General features: G+C 72.0%; 15 protein-coding genes. 8 read left to right on the top strand and 7 right to left on the bottom strand.

Annotated features, from left to right (window positions below; all coding sequences use genetic code 11):
• Positions 1-330: 330 nt before the first annotated feature.
• Complete coding sequence (locus OG446_RS23595) at positions 331-1,404, top strand: helix-turn-helix domain-containing protein (protein ID WP_328895895.1); 1,074 nt, start codon at positions 331-333, stop codon at positions 1,402-1,404.
• Positions 1,405-1,637: 233 nt separating this feature from the next.
• Positions 1,638-2,627 (top strand): malate dehydrogenase, encoded by a 990-nt coding sequence (locus OG446_RS23600; RefSeq protein ID WP_148020313.1) that lies wholly within the window; start codon positions 1,638-1,640, stop codon positions 2,625-2,627.
• Positions 2,628-2,726: 99 nt separating this feature from the next.
• On the opposite strand, the gene OG446_RS23605 is transcribed toward OG446_RS23600, so the two are convergent.
• Together OG446_RS23605 and OG446_RS23610 are read right to left on the bottom strand one after the other, a co-directional pair.
• The gene (locus OG446_RS23605) at positions 2,727-3,446 is read right to left on the bottom strand and encodes an isocitrate lyase/PEP mutase family protein (RefSeq protein WP_328895896.1); all 720 of its coding nucleotides are present in this window, start codon (positions 3,444-3,446) and stop codon (positions 2,727-2,729) included.
• A 37-nt stretch (positions 3,447-3,483) separates the two neighbouring features.
• A complete protein-coding gene (locus OG446_RS23610) occupies positions 3,484-3,990 on the bottom strand; it encodes a carboxymuconolactone decarboxylase family protein (RefSeq protein WP_328895897.1) in 507 nt (168 codons plus the stop codon).
• Positions 3,991-4,037: 47 nt separating this feature from the next.
• Between OG446_RS23610 and pdxR the strand changes: the two genes are divergently transcribed.
• Positions 4,038-5,441 carry a MocR-like pyridoxine biosynthesis transcription factor PdxR gene (gene pdxR, locus OG446_RS23615; protein WP_328895898.1) on the top strand — a complete coding sequence of 468 codons (1,404 nt, stop codon included), beginning with the start codon at positions 4,038-4,040 and terminating at the stop codon, positions 5,439-5,441.
• 110 nt (positions 5,442-5,551) lie between these two features.
• On the opposite strand, the gene OG446_RS23620 is transcribed toward pdxR, so the two are convergent.
• Both OG446_RS23620 and rocD read right to left on the bottom strand, forming a co-directional pair.
• Positions 5,552-6,409: a hypothetical protein gene (locus tag OG446_RS23620; RefSeq protein WP_328898394.1), complete on the bottom strand. Its 858-nt coding sequence runs from the start codon at positions 6,407-6,409 to the stop codon at positions 5,552-5,554.
• Between the two features lie 112 nt (positions 6,410-6,521).
• Complete coding sequence (rocD, locus tag OG446_RS23625; RefSeq protein WP_328895899.1) at positions 6,522-7,727, bottom strand: ornithine--oxo-acid transaminase; 1,206 nt, start codon at positions 7,725-7,727, stop codon at positions 6,522-6,524.
• A 214-nt stretch (positions 7,728-7,941) separates the two neighbouring features.
• Here rocD and trpS point away from each other — a divergent pair, with 214 nt between their 5' ends.
• Positions 7,942-8,955: a tryptophan--tRNA ligase gene (gene trpS / locus OG446_RS23630; protein ID WP_326658488.1), complete on the top strand. Its 1,014-nt coding sequence runs from the start codon at positions 7,942-7,944 to the stop codon at positions 8,953-8,955.
• 106 nt (positions 8,956-9,061) lie between these two features.
• A complete protein-coding gene (locus OG446_RS23635; RefSeq protein WP_328895900.1) occupies positions 9,062-9,652 on the top strand; it encodes a 2'-5' RNA ligase family protein in 591 nt (196 codons plus the stop codon).
• Positions 9,653-9,715: 63 nt separating this feature from the next.
• On the opposite strand, the gene OG446_RS23640 is transcribed toward OG446_RS23635, so the two are convergent.
• The gene (locus OG446_RS23640) at positions 9,716-10,516 is read right to left on the bottom strand and encodes a decaprenylphospho-beta-D-erythro-pentofuranosid-2-ulose 2-reductase (RefSeq protein ID WP_328895901.1); all 801 of its coding nucleotides are present in this window, start codon (positions 10,514-10,516) and stop codon (positions 9,716-9,718) included.
• A gap of 82 nt (positions 10,517-10,598) precedes the next feature.
• Complete coding sequence (locus tag OG446_RS23645; protein ID WP_328895902.1) at positions 10,599-11,960, bottom strand: FAD-binding oxidoreductase; 1,362 nt, start codon at positions 11,958-11,960, stop codon at positions 10,599-10,601.
• 140 nt (positions 11,961-12,100) lie between these two features.
• Here OG446_RS23645 and OG446_RS23650 point away from each other — a divergent pair, with 140 nt between their 5' ends.
• Positions 12,101-13,138 (top strand): YihY/virulence factor BrkB family protein, encoded by a 1,038-nt coding sequence (locus OG446_RS23650; protein WP_328895903.1) that lies wholly within the window; start codon positions 12,101-12,103, stop codon positions 13,136-13,138.
• Here OG446_RS23650 and OG446_RS23655 read toward each other — a convergent pair.
• Positions 13,086-14,348: a D-alanyl-D-alanine carboxypeptidase family protein gene (locus OG446_RS23655; protein ID WP_328895904.1), complete on the bottom strand. Its 1,263-nt coding sequence runs from the start codon at positions 14,346-14,348 to the stop codon at positions 13,086-13,088. The two genes, OG446_RS23650 and OG446_RS23655, sit on opposite strands and share 53 nt — an antisense overlap.
• Positions 14,349-14,469: 121 nt before the next feature.
• On the opposite strand from OG446_RS23655, the gene OG446_RS23660 reads away from it, so the two are divergent.
• Both OG446_RS23660 and OG446_RS23665 read left to right on the top strand, forming a co-directional pair.
• Entirely contained in the window at positions 14,470-14,715 is a 246-nt protein-coding gene (locus tag OG446_RS23660) for an SCO4848 family membrane protein (protein ID WP_328895905.1), read from the top strand.
• A gap of 65 nt (positions 14,716-14,780) precedes the next feature.
• The gene (locus OG446_RS23665) at positions 14,781-16,052 is read left to right on the top strand and encodes a metallophosphoesterase (protein ID WP_328895906.1); all 1,272 of its coding nucleotides are present in this window, start codon (positions 14,781-14,783) and stop codon (positions 16,050-16,052) included.
• The last annotated feature ends 162 nt before the right edge of the window (positions 16,053-16,214 follow it).

The raw sequence follows: 16,214 nt of genomic DNA on the forward strand, positions 1-16,214 counted from the left end.
AGCGGCCTTGCCCCGTCCTGGATCCAGCCTTGTTGACGGGGACCAAGGGTTCAAGGCATGGCTGTTGCCTGTGGCACGGAAGTGACCATTCCGCCACGGTGTGATCGCTCGGCAACGGTGGCAGACTGGCCCGGTCGCCACGGGCGGGGGCGTGCGAGGGTGCGCCCGGACGCCTGAGTGCCACCGTGCGCTCCCTTCCCAGGAACTGGCAGTCTGCGTTTGCGCATCTACCTGGGTAGTCCGGAACGGAAGACCACCGGTTTCGGACAGGGGGCAGACCGTGCGCGGCGCAGCGGAAGCCCATGGGCAAGTGGGGGAAGTGGGGAAGTAATGCCTCGTTGGAAGGCACTGCCGGAGGAGCTCGACCCGCAGATCCGGGAGTTCACCGGCCAGCTGCGCAGACTCGTCGACCGCAGTGGCCTGAGCATCGCAGCGGTGGCCGACCGCACGGGCTACAGCAAGACGTCGTGGGAGCGGTATCTGAACGGCCGGCTGCTCGCCCCTCGCGGGGCGATCGTCGCGCTCGGCGAGGTGACCGGGACCAACCAGGCCCATCTGAACACCATGTGGGAGCTGGCGGAACGGGCCTGGAGCCGTGCCGAGATGCGCCACGACATGACGATGGAGGCCATCCGGATCACCCAGGCGCGGGCCGCGCTCGACGAGGCCGGGGGGCCGCGCGGCCACGGCCGGAGCCGTCCCTCCGGTGCCGTCGGTACGGCGGGACCGGTCGCCGGCGGGGGCGGCTCGCCGTCCGTACCGGCTCAGCGCGGGTCCCTGCCGCGGGTGCCGCAGCAGCCGCAGGCCGGGCCGGGTGCCGCCCCGGGGCACGGGCTGCCGCCCGCCGTGGCCTTCGCCGCGGGCATCGGCGGACAGCAGCCGCCACCCACGCGCCGCGACGGCGGCGGCCGCAGGACGGCCGTGATCGCGGCGGTGGTCGTGGGTGTCCTGCTCGCGGTCACCGGTGCCGTGCTGCTGATCGGCCGGGACGGCGACTCCGAGGGTGCCGAGGCCGCGAACACGCCTTCCCCGACGCCGACGGCCAGCGCACCGGTACTGCCCGCCGGGGTCGAGTGCAGCGGTTCCACGTGCGCGGGCAAGGACCCCGAGGACATGGGCTGCGGCGGCGAGCACGTCCGTACGCTCTCCAGCGCCACCGTCGGCACGAGCGTCATAGAGGTGCGGTACAGCGAGACCTGCGCGGCGGCGTGGGCCCGGATCACCAAGGCGGCGCCCGGTGACGTCGTGGAGATCACCGCGGGCGACGCGGGGCAGAACGGAACCGCGGACGCGACCACGGCGGCGTACACGCCGATGGTCGCGGTGAAGCGGACCGCCGACGTCCGGGCGTGCGCCACGCTCGCCTCCGGCACGCAGGGGTGCACGGCCGGGGTGTCCGAGTAGGCGGGCGCACGCCCGAAGCGTTCCAGTAGGCAGAGGCGCGGGCGGACTGCCGCGTGCGGCCGGCCGGGTGAGCGGGGAGTGACCGGTTGTGTGCGGTGCCACAGGGGGGCGGGCGGCTGCGGGGTTCCGGGTCGGATAGCCTGATCGCTGGATATCTCTTCACATCAAGATTCAGGGATGTCCAGCACCCGGGGCCAGGAGCCCCCACCGCCAGCTGTCTAACGGAGATCGCCATGACCCGCACTCCCGTGAATGTCACCGTGACCGGCGCAGCCGGCCAGATCGGCTACGCGCTGCTCTTCCGCATCGCCTCCGGCCACCTGCTCGGCCCGGACGTGCCGGTCAACCTGCGTCTCCTGGAGATCCCGCAGGGGCTGAAGGCTGCCGAGGGCACCGCGATGGAGCTCGACGACTGCGCCTTCCCGCTGCTGCGCAACATCGAGATCACCGATGACGCCAACGTCGGCTTCGCCGGCGCGAACGTCGCCCTGCTCGTCGGCGCCCGCCCGCGCACCAAGGGCATGGAGCGCGGCGACCTGCTCTCCGCCAACGGCGGCATCTTCAAGCCGCAGGGCAAGGCGATCAACGACAACGCCGCGGACGACATCAAGGTCCTCGTCGTCGGCAACCCGGCCAACACCAACGCGCTCATCGCGCAGGCCGCCGCCCCGGACGTACCGGCGGAGCGCTTCACCGCGATGACCCGTCTGGACCACAACCGCGCGATCTCGCAGCTGGCCGCCAAGACCGGTGCCGCCGTCTCCGACATCAAGAAGCTGACGATCTGGGGCAACCACTCGGCCACCCAGTACCCGGACATCTTCCACGCGGAGGTCGGCGGGAAGAACGCCGCCGAGCTCGTCAACGACGAGGCGTGGCTGGCCGACACCTTCATCCCGACCGTCGCCAAGCGCGGCGCCGCGATCATCGAGGCCCGTGGCGCGTCCTCGGCCGCCTCGGCCGCGAACGCCGCCATCGACCACGTGCACACCTGGGTCAACGGCACCGCCGCGGGCGACTGGACCTCCATGGGCATCCCGTCGGACGGCTCCTACGGCGTCCCCGAGGGCATCATCTCGTCCTTCCCCGTCACCACGGAGAACGGCACGTACAAGATCGTCCAGGGCCTGGACATCAACGAGTTCTCCCGTGCGCGCATCGACGCGTCGGTGAAGGAGCTCACCGAGGAGCGCGACGCGGTCCGCGAGCTCGGCCTGATCTGATCCGTCCGTCCCCCTCGCGGGACACGGACGCCACCGCCCCCGGCAGCAGAGTCAGTCGCTGCCGGGGGCGGTGGCGTTTCCGGCAGGACCGGAGCGCGTTCAGATCGTGGCGGCGAACTCGCCCAGGGCCGCCATGGCCCGGCGCTGGAGGCCGGGCCCGAACGTGACACGGGCGGCGCCCAGTTCGCCCAGGCGCCGTGGCCCGGGACCGTCCGGCCGGGCGAGGGCGTTCAGCGGCACGGGAACGGCGGCGGACAGACGGGGGAGCGCCTCCGGCGGCGCCATGATCGGGTAGACGCCGTCGGCGCCCGCCGCCACGTACAGCAGCGCACGGCGCACGGTCTCGTCCTCCTGGTCCACGCCCTCCGGAACGCCGGTGACATACGTGTCCACCCGGGCGTTGACGAACAGCTCGTCCCCGGCGGCCGCCCGCACCCCGGCCAGCCGGTCCGCCTGCCACCCGGCGTCCACGAGGGCCCCGTCCACCGTGTCCTCCAGATTGCAGCCGACGGCCCCGGCGGCGAGCAGCCGCTCCACCAGCTCCCGCGGCGCCAGCCCGTACCCGGCCTCTATGTCGGCCGACACGGGTACGGAGACGGCGCGGGCGATCCGCGCCACCGCCGCGAACATCTCGGCGGCGGGCGTGGCCCCGTCCTCGTACCCGAGCGAGGCCGCGACCCCCGCGCTCGGGGTGGCCAGGGCGGGGAACCCCGCGTCGGCGAGGACACGGGCGCTCGCGGCGTCCCACGGGCCGGGGAGGACCAGTGGATCGCCGGGAGTGCGGCCGAGATGCAGTGCGCGGAGGTCGGACGCGGTCATGGCGAGGGGCTCCTGAGGTGCGTGCGGAAGGCGGGGATCAGTGGTCGCCGGGCGTGTAGTGGCCCGGGACCATGCGGGTGGTCACGGCGAACCGGTTCCAGGCGTTGATCGCGATGATCGCGGCGACGAGGTGGGCGAGCTCGGTCTCGTCGAAGTGCTTGGCGGCCTTCGCGTACACCTCGTCGGGAACGAAGCCGTCGGTCAGGACGGTGACCGCCTCGGTCAGCTCGATCGCCGCGATCTCCTTCGGCGTGTAGAAGTGCTGCGACTCCTCCCAGGCGCTGAGCTGCACGATCCGCTGCACGGACTCACCTGCGGCGAGCGCGTCCTTGGTGTGCATGTCGAGACAGAACGCGCAGTGGTTGAGCTGCGAGGACCGGATCTTCACGAGCTCGGCCACGACCGGGTCGAGCCCCTTGGCGGCCGCGCCGTCCATGCGGGCCATCGCCTTGTAGACGTCGGGGGCGTGCTGGGTCCACTGCATGCGCGGGGTGTGCTCGGCGGTGTACTCGGAGGTCGTGGGGCTGTTCTCGTTCGTCGTCATGGATATGACGCTACGCGAGCAGTGGCGCACCTGTATGGTCCATTTCCATGACGGATCCCTGGGCCACTTTCGGCGCCGACCTGCACCTCGACCTGACCGGATCGAGCGGGCTGCGGACCGGTCTCATGGACGCCCTGCGGGAGGCGGCCCGGACCGGCCGGCTGGTGCCCGGGACCCGGCTGCCCTCGTCCAGGACGCTCGCCGCCGACCTCGGCATCGCCCGCAACACCGTCGCCGACGCCTACGCGGAACTGGTCGCCGAGGGCTGGCTCACCGCCCGGCAGGGCTCCGGCACCCGGGTGGCGCAGCGGTCCGAGCCCCGCCCGTCCGCCACCAGGACGCCGCGCACCCGGCCGCCCCGCAGCACTCCCGCGTACAGCCTGATGCCGGGCTCGCCCGACCTGGCCACCTTCCCGCGCGCCGAATGGCTGAAGGCCGCCCGCCGCGCCGTCACCCGCGCCCCCAACGACGCCTTCGGCTACGGCGACCCGCGCGGCCGCATCGAGCTGCGCACCGTGCTCGCCGACTATCTGGCACGGGCCCGCGGCGTGTACGCGGATCCCGAACGCATCGTGGTCTGCGCCGGCTTCGTCCACGGGCTGAGGATGATGGGCGAGGTGCTGCGGGAGCGCCGCGTGCGTGAGGTGGCCGTCGAGTCGTACGGACTGGACCTGCACACGGGCCTGCTCACCGGTGCCGGGCTGCGCACCCCCTGCCTGCCGCTCGACGGTCTCGGCTCCCGGACCGGCGAACTGCACGGGATGCGGGGCGCGGGCGCCGTGCTCCTGACACCCGCGCACCAGTTCCCGACCGGGGTGCCGCTCCACCCCGACCGGCGGGCCGCGGCCGTCGACTGGGCGCGCAGCACCGGCGGGCTGATCCTGGAGGACGACTACGACGGAGAGTTCCGCTACGACCGTCAGCCGGTCGGCGCGCTCCAGGGCCTGGACCCCGAACGCGTCGTGTACCTGGGGACGGCCAGCAAGTCGCTGGCGCCGGGGCTGCGGATGGGGTGGATGGTGGTGCCGCAGTCGCTGGTGGGGGAGGTGACGGCGGCCAAGGGCTGGAGCGACTGGGCGTCGAGCGCGCTGGACCAGCTGACCCTGGCGGAGTTCATCGCCTCCGGCGCGTACGACCGGCATGTGCGCTCCATGCGGCTGCGCCACCGCAACCGCCGCGACCAGCTGGTCGCGGCGCTGGCCGAGCGGGCCCCGTCCATCGAGGTCAGCGGGATCGCCGCCGGGCTGCACGCCGTGCTCGAACTCCCGGAGGGCAGCGAGGCCGAGGTGGTCCGGGCGGCGGCCTGGCAGGGACTCGCGGTGCAGGGCCTGTCCTTCTTCCGGCACCCGGACGCCGAGGTGCGGCGCGAGGCGCTGGTCATCGGGTACGGAACGCCGACCGACAGCTCCTGGGCGGGCGCCCTGGACGCCCTGTGCCGGATCCTGCTGTGAGCGACGCCGGCCCGGCGCGCCACGTGCGGCGTCAGCCCGGCGCGCCCGGTGAGCGACGTCAGCCCGGCGCACCACGTGAGCGGCGTCAGCCCGGCGCACCACGTGCGGCGTCAGCCCGGCGCGCCCGGGACCGCGGGCTCCTGGATGTCCGCCGGGGCCTCGCCGAACCGGGCCAGGGCCAGCGCTCCCGCCACGGCCACCGCGAAGCCGGTGACCGCCAGCCAGCCGAGGCCGTCGCGGGTACGGTCCCCGAGCCAGATGACGCCCACCAGCGCCGGCCCGATCGTCTCGCCCAGGACCATTCCGGCGGTCGCCGTCGTCACCGAGCCGCGTTGCAGCGCCGACGTGAGCAGCAGGAACGCCGAACCGCCGCCCACCAGCAGCGCGTACGTGGCGGGGTTGGACAGCAGTGCGGCCGGGGACACGTCGTCGATCAGCCGGACCGCTACCTCCACCACCCCGAAACCGCAGCCCGCCCCGAGCCCCAGGACGAGGGCGCGCGCCCGCTCGGGCAGCCGGCCCGCCGCCGTGCCGATCAGCAGGATCCCGACGGCGATACCGAGCATCGACCAGCGCAGCGCGTCCGAGCCGGTCAGGTGGCCCTCGCCGCCCGAGGCCAGCCCCAGCGCGCCCAGGCCCGCGCAGACCACGGCCACGGCCGTCCACTCCGTGGAGCTCAGCCGCACCCCGAGGAGCCGGGCGGCGACCACCGCGGTCACGGCGAGACTCGCGGCCAGGGCCGCGCCCACCGCGTAGATGGGCAGGGAGCGCAGGGCGATGATCTGGAAGACGAAGCCGAGGCCGTCGAGGGCGAGCCCGGCCACGTACCGCCACTGGCGAAGCGCCCGCAGCAACAGCGCCGGGTCCACCCCCGCACCGGCCCCCGGCTCGGCGGCGGCCCGCGCGGCGACGGCCTGAAGGACGGAGGCCGTGCCGAAGCAGACCGCGGAAGCGAGCGCACAGATCATCCCCAGGAGCACACGGGGACTCTACTGGCGGGGGCGGCGCGACCTCTCGGGGATCAGCCCCGCAGCACCTCGCGCAGCTGATCGAGGCCCCAGTCCAGGTCCTCCTCAGGAATCAGCCCCGCAACACCTCGCGCAGTTGCTCAAGACCCCAGTCCAGGTCCTCCTTGCTGATCACCAACGGTGGCGCGATCCGGATCGTCGAGCCATGGGTGTCCTTCACCAGCACCCGGCGGTCCATCAGCTTCTCGGAGATCTCCCGGCCCGTGCCGCGCCCCGGATCGATGTCGACGCCCGCCCACAGCCCGCGGCCCCGCACCGCCTCCACCGCGCCGCCGCCCACCAGCAGGCCCAGCTCCTGATGGAGGTGCTCACCCAGCTCGGCGGCCCGCTGCTGGTACTCGCCGGTGCGCAGCATCGCGACGACCTCCAGCGCGACCGCGCACGCCAGCGGATTGCCGCCGAACGTCGAGCCGTGCTCCCCGGGCCGGAAGACCCCCAGCACCGCGGCGGACGAGACCACCGCCGACACCGGCACCACACCCCCGCCGAGCGCCTTGCCGAGGATGTACATGTCCGGCACGACGCCCTCGTGCTCACAGGCGAAGGTCTTCCCGGTCCGGCCGAGGCCCGACTGGATCTCGTCCGCGATGAACAGCACGTTCCGCTCACGGGTCAGCTCCCGGACCCCGGGGAGATAGCCGGGCGGCGGCACCAGCACCCCGGCCTCGCCCTGGATCGGCTCCAGCAGCACCGCCACGGTGTTCTCGGTCATCGCCTCCCGCAGCGCGGTCAGGTCCCCGTAGGGCACGATCTCGAACCCCGGGGTGTACGGACCGAAGTCCGCGCGGGCCTCGTGGTCCGTGGAGAAGCTGACGATCGTCGTCGTCCGGCCGTGGAAGTTGTCGGAGGCGACGATGATCTTCGCCATCCCGTCCGGGACGCCCTTGACCCGGTAGCCCCACTTGCGGGCGGTCTTCACCGCGGTCTCCACGGCCTCCGCCCCGGTGTTCATCGGCAGGACCATCTCCATGCCGCACAGCTCGGCGAGCTGCGTACAGAAGTCGGCGAACCGGTCGTGGTGAAAGGCCCGTGAGGTGAGGGTCACCCGCTCCAGCTGGGCCTTGGCCGCGTCGAGCAGCCGGCGGTTGCCATGGCCGAAATTGAGTGCCGAGTATCCGGCGAGCATGTCGAGGTAGCGCCGGCCCTCGACATCGGTCATCCATGCGCCGTCCGCCGTCGCGACGACGACGGGCAGCGGATGGTAGTTGTGCGCGCTGTGCGCCTCGGCGGAGGCGATGGCGGTTTCCGTGGTCGACACGGGATCTCCGTTCGTCGTGCGGCCCGGGCTGGGATGGTGCCCACTTTGTATCGTCGGTCGGATCCCGCACGAGGAAACCTTCACTGCGCGGCGCGCCCGCGTTTTCGGCGGCGGTGAGGGCGTCCGGCCGGTCGGCGGGACCCCCTCGGGCGTCCTCATGCCTTTCTCGCACCGGCTGCCCGAGATCGCTTCCGTACCTGAGACAATGACTTCCATGGCCTCTGAACGTCCCCGTGTGCTCTCCGGAATCCAGCCCACCGCAGGCTCGTTCCACCTCGGCAACTACCTCGGCGCGGTCCGCCAGTGGGTGGCCCTGCAGGATTCCCACGACGCCTTCTACATGGTGGTCGACCTGCACGCGATCACCGTCCCGCAGGACCCCGCGGAGCTGCGCGCCAACACCAGGCTCGCCGTCGCGCAGCTGCTCGCCGCCGGGGTGGACCCGGAGCGCTGCACGCTCTTCGTCCAGAGCCATGTTCCCGAGCACGCCCAGCTCGGGTGGGTCATGAACTGTCTGGCCGGCTTCGGTGAGGCGTCCCGGATGACGCAGTTCAAGGACAAGTCGGCCAAGCAGGGCAGCGACCGCACCACGGTGGGGCTCTTCACCTATCCGCTGCTGATGGTCGCCGACATCCTGCTCTACCAGGCCGACCAGGTCCCGGTGGGCGAGGACCAGCGACAGCACCTGGAGCTGACCCGCAACCTCGCCGAACGGTTCAACGGCACCTACGGGGACACCTTCACCGTGCCGGACCCGTACATCCTCAAGGAGACGGCGAAGATCTACGACCTTCAGGACCCGTCCGCGAAGATGAGCAAGTCGGCGGCGACCACCAAGGGTCTGATCAACCTCCTCGACGAGCCGAAGGCGACCGCCAAGAAGGTGAAGAGCGCCGTCACGGACACGGACAGCGTGATCCGTTTCGACCAGGTCGAGAAGCCGGGTGTCAGCAATCTGCTGTCCATCTACTCGACCCTCACCGACACGTCCGTCGCCGACCTGGAGCAGAAGTACGAGGGCAAGGGCTACGGTGCGCTGAAGACGGATCTCGCCGAGGTCATGGTCGACTTCGTCACACCGTTCCGTACCCGCACCCAGGAATATCTCGACGACACCGAGACGCTGGACTCCATCCTGGCCAAGGGAGCGGAGAAGGCACGGGCCGTCGCCGCCGAGACCCTGGCGCGGACCTATGACCGCATGGGCCTTCTGCCGGTCAAGCACTGAGTCCAAGGACCCTGGCGCCAGGGTCCCCACAGGCGGCACACTGGCGGCGTGAAGCATGCGGCCGCCAGTGGCTGAAAACAGATGCTCGAGGATTGAGGAGAACGACGTGGGGACCGTAACGCTCGGCGTTTCGATCGCGGTCCCGGAGCCCTACGGCAGCCTGCTCCAGGAGCGGCGCGCGAGCTTCGGGGACCCTGCCGCACACGGCATTCCCACCCACGTCACCCTCCTGCCGCCGACCGAGGCGGAGGCGGCCGACCTGCCCGCGATCGAGGCGCACCTCGCCGCCATCGCGACCGGCGGCCGCCCCTTCCCGATGCGGCTCTCCGGGACGGGCACCTTCCGCCCGCTCTCGCCGGTCGTCTTCGTCCAGGTCGTCGAGGGCGCCTCGGCCTGCTCCTGGCTCCAGAAGCGGGTCCGGGACGCCTCCGGGCCCCTGGTGCGCGAGCTCCAGTTCCCGTACCACCCGCACGTGACCGTGGCGCACGGCATCTCCGAGGCGTCGATGGACCGGGCCTACGCCGAGCTCGGCGACTACGAGGCGTCCTGGACCTGCGGTTCCTTCGCGCTGTACGAGCAGGGCGTGGACAGCGTCTGGCGCAAGATCAACGAGTTCCCGTTCGGGGCGGGCGGCGGAAGCCCCGCCGTGCCCGCGCAGAGCGGCAGCTCCGTGGACGCGCCCTCGCTCCACACCTGAGCGGACCGGCGGGCGGGGGCCACCCCGCCGGCCTTCGGACCGGCGGGCGGCACCCCGCCACCCTCACACCGGCAGACGCCGGAAGAGCGGCCGCGGTACATGCCGCAGCGCCGACATCACCGCCCGCAGCGCCCCCGGCACCCACACCGTCTCCGAACGCCTCCGCAGCCCCGTCACGATCGCGTCCGCGACCGCGTCCGGAGTGGTCACCAGCGGGGTGCGGGTGAACGGGATCATCGCGAGCGGTGCCCCGGACGCCGCGGCGCCGGACCCGGGCGGCACGGTCGCCGGCCGGACGATTCCGGGGCGTACGACCATCACGTGCACCCCCGTCCCGTGCAGGGCGTCCCCGAGGCCCTGCGCGAACGCGTCCAGGCCCGCCTTGCTCGATCCGTAGATGAAGTCCGCGCGCCGGGCACGTTCCCCCGCCACCGAGGAGAGCACCACCAGCGAGCCGTGCCCCTGCGCCTGGAGTGCGCCGGCGCACACCAGACCGGCGGAGACGGCGCCCGTGTAGTTCGTCTGGGCGACCCGGACCGCGGACAGGGGTTCCTCCTCGTCGCGCTCCTGGTCGCCGGGGATGCCGAAGGCCAGGAGCACCATGTCGATGTCGCCCTCGGTGAAGATCTTGCCGAGGCCGGTCTCGTGGGACTCGGTGTCCAGCGCGTCGAAGTCGACGGTACGGACGTAGGCCCCCCGGCCGCGCAGTTCGGCCGCGGCCGCCTCCAGGGCGGGGGAGGGGCGGCCGGCCAGCCAGACCGTGCGGGTGCGGCGGGAGATCAGGCGGCGTGCGGTCGCGAGCCCGATCTCCGACGTGCCGCCGAGGATGAGCAGGGACTGCGGGGCACCGAAGGCATCCTTCACGGGAACGCTCCTTACTGAAGGCGGAAGTGGGGCGCGTGACGAGGCGGCGGTTGTCGCGCCGGCAGAGGGAGGTCAGAGGGGGTCAGAGGGAGAGCCGGCGCGAAAGATCCGACCGGAACGCCCCGTTCGGGTCCAGCTCGGCCCGAAGCCGGCGGAAGGCGTCCAGCCGGGGGTACATCGCGGCCAGCGTGTCGGGGTGCAGCCGGGAGTCGGCCGTCAGGCAGACCCGGCCACCCGCCGCCGCCACCTCCTCGTCCAGGCGGTCGAGGAAGCGCGCCAGTCCCGGCAGGGCCGCGGGCAGGTCGAGGGCGAGGCTCCAGCCGGGTTCCGGGAACGACAGCCAGCCGGGATCGCCCGGGCCGAACCGTCCGAGCGCGGCGGTGAACGACGGGCAGCGCCGCTGCGAGATCCGTCCGACGATCCGGCGCAGGGTCTCGGCCCGCCTGTCCCCGACGGTGAACTCGTAGCGCACGAGGCCGCCCCGGCCGTGGATCCGGTAGCCGTGCGCGGTGGTGTCCAGGGGGTGGAAGAACGCGGAGATCCGCTGGAGTTCACCGGTGCGGGACCGGGGCGCGCGGCGGTACCGCACCTCGTTGAACGCGGTGGCGGACATCCGGCCCAGCAGCCCTCCGGACACGACGTCCGGTACGGCGAGGTGGGTGGCGGGCGGCTCGGCCGACCGGAAGGCGAGCGGTGTGCGCCGGGCGTGCGCCGGGAGCATGTGCAGGGGTGCGTGCTCCCCCCGGGTCAGGACGCCGCGTCCCGTCGACCGGCCACGGGCGGTCAGGTCGACCCAGGCGGACGTATAGCGGTGGCGGCGGCTGCCGGCGGCGAGCCTCGTCATCAGGTCGTCGAGATCCAGGGCCCGTTCGGTGTCGACCGACATCAGGGACGTCGCGACGGGATGGAACCGGAGCGTGGCCGAGAGGATCACCCCGGTCAGGCCCAGGCCGCCCGCGGTCGCGTCGAAGAGCGGCGTGCCGGGCACGACCGTACGGATCCGGCCGTCCGCGGTGAGGAGTTCGCACGCGACGACATGGCGCGAGAAGGAGCCTGCGGTGCGGTGGTTGTGACCGTGGACGTCGGACCCGATCGCCCCGCCCACCGTGCTGTACCGGTTGCCGGGCAGCACCGGCAGGAACCAGCCGAGCGGCAGCAGCACCTCCAGCAGTCGGTGCAGGCTCACCCCCGCGTCGCACACCACGAGCCCGGCCCCGGCGTCGATGGTGCGGATCCGGTCAAGACCCGTCATGTCGAGGACGGAACCCCCGGCGTTCTGCGCGGCGTCGCCGTGCGCCCGGCCCAGGCCGCGGGCGATCGAGCCGCGCGGCCCGCAGCCGCGCACCGCGGCCACCGCCTCCTCGTAACTACGGGGGTGAAAGCGCAGGGCGGCCGTCGGGGCGGTGCGGCCCCAGCCGGTCAGGGACACGGTGTCGACAGACATGAGGGTGACCGTATCGCCCGAGAAAACACCTTTGAGGGATTTGTTACAACACTCACCGAAATGGGTGATTGAGGGGGTGTCATCCGCCCCGCGGCGGACCGGGCACCGGTTTTCGGGGCCGGGGCGGGTAGTCGTACCTCATGGACTGGCTGAAAAAACTCCCCGTCATCGGGCCGCTCGTCTCCCGGCTGATGGAGACGCACGCCTGGCGCAGCTACGAGACGCTGGAACGGGTCCACTGGGCGAGGCTCGCCGCAGCGATCACGTTCATCAGTTTCCTGGCGCTCTTCCCGCTGATCGCGGTCGCCGCGGCGATCGGTGCGGCGCTGCTCTCGGACAAGCAGCTGGACAAGATCGAGGACAAGGTCGCCGACCAGGTGCCCGGCATCTCCGACCAGCTCGGCATCGACAACCTGGTGGCGCACGCGGGGACGGTCGGACTGGTGGCCGGTGCGCTGCTGCTCTTCACCGGCATCGGCTGGATCGGCTCGATGCGGGACTGTCTGCGCGCCGTCTGGGGCATGGACGACGTGGACCAGGGCAACCCCGTCCTGCGCAAACTCAAGGACGCCGGAGTGCTGTTCGGGCTGGGCGGGGCGGCCCTGGTGACGCTCGCGATCTCCTCGGTCGGCTCCGTGGCCGTCGGCCGGGTCGCCGATCTGCTCAACATCCCGGAGGACGGCGCGGGCGGCGTGCTGCTGCGCATCGCGGCCCTGCTGGTGGCGGTCGTCGCCGACTTCCTGCTGCTGCTCTACCTGCTGACCCTGCTGCCCGGCGTCGAGCCGCCGAGGCGCCGGCTCGTGGTGGCCGGGCTGATCGGTGCGGTCGGCTTCGAACTGCTCAAGCTGCTGCTCGGCAGCTATATGAAGGGCGTCGCGTCGAAGAGCATGTACGGGGCCTTCGGCGTCCCGATCGCGCTGCTGCTGTGGATCAACTTCACGGCGAAGCTGCTGCTGTTCTGTGCCGCCTGGACGGCCACGCGGAGCAAGGACGAGGCCGGCCCGGCGGCGGACGCGGAGCCGGACCCCGCGTCCGCTCCCGGGAAGGAAGCCGGTGGAAAGGAAGCCGGTGGGAAGGAAGCCGGCGGAAGGGGTGCCGGCGGAAGGGAAGCCGGCGGAAGCACCCTCAGCGGCGGGGGAGGCGGCGCACCAGGTCCGGCAGCGGCCAGCGCCGGTTGACCAGGAACGCCGCCCCGGCCACCAGGACGAGCGCTCCGCCGGCGATCCCCAGGGCGATCCCGACCCCGCCGGAACCGTCGGTGGCCGCGGCGGCCTTCGTGGTCCCGGGCCCGTTGCCGCCCTTGTCCGCGGCAGGCTTGCCGGCCTGGGCGCCCTTGCCCGTCCCGGTGCCCGTGTCGGCGGACCTCGGCGGAACGAGCTCGCCGACCGGGGTGACCTTGCCACTGGCCGCGAAGCCCCAGTCGAGCAGGCTCGCCGCTTCCTTGTAGACGGCGTGCGTCTCTTCGGACGACGGGTGCATGACGGTGACGAGCAGCACCTTGCCGTTGCGCTCGGCGACTCCGGTGAAGGTGTTCCCGGCGTGCGTCGTGTAGCCGTTCTTCACGCCCGCGATGCCCTTGTACGCGGTGACTCCGTCGGCCCCCGTGAGCAGCCGGTTGGTGTTCTGGATGCCGAAGCTCTCGCGCTTCTTGCCCTTCTTCTGTTCACCGGGGAACTGCGCCGTCGCGGTCGCGCAGTACTCGCGGAAGTCCGCCTTCTGCATCCCGCTGCGGGCGAACAGCGTCAGGTCGTACGCGCTGGAGACCTGGTTGGGGGCGTCGTACCCGTCGGGCGAGACCACGGTGGTGTCCAGGGCCTGGAGCTCGTCCGCGTGCGCCTGCATGTCGGTGACGGTCTTGGGGACGCCCCCGTACATCGAGGCCAGCACGTGCACCGCGTCGTTGCCCGAGCGCAGGAAGACCCCGAGCCACAGGTCGTGCACCGTGTAGGGAAGGTCCTCCTTGACGCCGACCAGGCTGCTGCCCTCGCCGAGATCGGCCAGGTCCGCGTCCTGCACCGTGTACTCGCGGGTCTTCGGCTGGAGCGCCGGCGCCTGCATCACGGTGTCGGCGAAGAGCATCTTCAGCGTGGAGGCCGGAGGCAGCCGCCAGTGCGGATTGTGGGAGGCGAGCACGTCGCCCGTCTCCGCGTCCGACACCATCCACGACCTGCCGGTCAGCTTCTTCGGCAGGACCGGGGCACCGGCGCCGAGATTGACCTGGGTCCCGCTCCGGCCGAGCTGTGCGCCACCGACCTGCGACATGCCGGTGGGCGGCTTCGGCTCGTCGTCCGTGGCGTCCTGGCTGACCGCCGACGCGGGACCGACGAGGAGAACGGACAGCAAAGCGGCAGAGGTGACCGACAGAGCGGCCTTCTTGAGAGCTGGCACGGTCGAAAACGTACATGCAGTTGATCTGAATATGGATACCGGAGGGATGACCCGCCGTGCGTACCGCCGGGACAGCCCACCCCGGGCGCGGCGGCGGGAACGTGACGGAGATACTGATTCCATGAAGCTCAGCCGCCCCGTCTCCTGGTTCCTGCTCGCCTTCGGGGTGTGGAGCTGGTTCATCTGGGTCACTTTCGTCAAGAACCTGTGGAAGGACGGCAGTGGTCTCGCCTTCGACGACGCGGGTGACCCGACCGCCTACTTCTGGGTCCATCTGCTGCTCGCCATCACGTCCTTTCTCCTGGGGACGGCCGTGGGAGTGATCGGGTTCCGTGGTGTCAGGGCCCTGCGCAGCCAAGGCGCGTAGTACGTCTCCTACCGGCCTGGGCCGAATGCGGTACAAACGGGAACGAACTAGGCGGGGGAGTGCGCATGGCGGTCCTGGGTTTCGCTCTGGCGGCGGTCGCGGTGCTCGCGCTGCTGGTCCTCGTCCACCGCTATGTGTGGCGCCGCCTCGTCGGTGACACCACGACAGCGGGCAGCATGCCGCGCAGGGCCGGCACGGTCGCGGCGTACGTCCTGCCGCTGCTGAGCGTCGGCGCCCTGGTCTCCGGGCGTACGGGCACGCCCTTCTGGCTCCAGCAGGTGCTGGCCTGGCCCGGCTATCTGTGGCTGGCCGCCCTGCTCTATCTGACGCTTGCCCTGCTGGCCGGGGAACTCGTGCGCCCGCTGCTGAGCCGGCTGCTCGCACGCCGGGCCGAGCGGTACCCCGTGGGCGCCGTCGCCGCCGAACCGGTGACCGCCGCACACGGCTCCACCGTCACGACCACGGCCCCGCCGCCCGCCGCACCCCTCGCCGCCACCCCTGACCCCGCCGCCCCCTCGCGCCGCCTCTTCGTCGCGCGGGCCGTCGGGGGCGCCGCCGTCGTGGCGGGGCTCGGCACGACCGGTTACGGCGCCTACGGGGTGCTGCGCGGCCCCCGGGTCAAGCGCGTCGCGGTCCCGCTGGCGCGGCTGCCCCGGTCCGCCCACGGCTTCCGGATCGCCGTCGTGAGCGACATCCACCTGGGCCCGGTCCTCGGCCGCGCCCATACCCAGCGGATCGTGGACGCGGTCAACCGGACCCAGCCCGACCTGATCGCGGTCGTCGGGGACCTGGTCGACGGATCGGTCGAGGATCTCGGCCCGGCCGCCGAACCGCTCGCCCGGCTCCGCTCCCGGCACGGCGCGTTCTTCGTGACCGGAAATCACGAGTACTACTCGGGTGCCACCGAATGGGTCGATCACGTAAGGGAATTGGGCCTGCACCCGCTGGAGAACGCCCGGGTCGAGATCGACGGCTTCGATCTCGCCGGGGTCAATGACATCGCGGGCGAGAGCGAAGGGCAGGGCCCGGATTTCGGCCGGGCGCTCGGAGACCGGGACCGTACCCGCGCCGCCGTTCTCATGGCGCATCAGCCCGTCGTCATCGACGAGGCCGTCGAGCACGGCGTGGACCTCCAGCTCTCCGGACACACCCACGGCGGCCAGCTCTGGCCCGGAAACCACATCGCGGAACTGTCCAATCCCACGGTCGCGGGGCTCGAACGCTACGGCGACACCCAGCTGTACGTCACGCGCGGCGCGGGTGCCTGGGGTCCGCCCGTGCGGGTCGGCGCCCCCTCCGACATCACCGTCGTCGAGCTCGCGTCCCGCCAGGCGTAATCACCGTCGAACGACGCGGAACAAGCGATCGGGTGACCGGTCGTGAACCCTCTGTATTCGACGTATCGGCCCAAGGTTTCAACTAACGAACAAAAGCCTATGAGGCTCTGATTTCCTCTTCCAGATGTGAAAATCGTGTGATTGGCTGAGCGCGAACGTGCG

It is taken from the genome of Streptomyces sp. NBC_00236, assembly GCF_036195045.1.
In the GTDB taxonomy this organism is placed as follows: domain Bacteria; phylum Actinomycetota; class Actinomycetes; order Streptomycetales; family Streptomycetaceae; genus Streptomyces.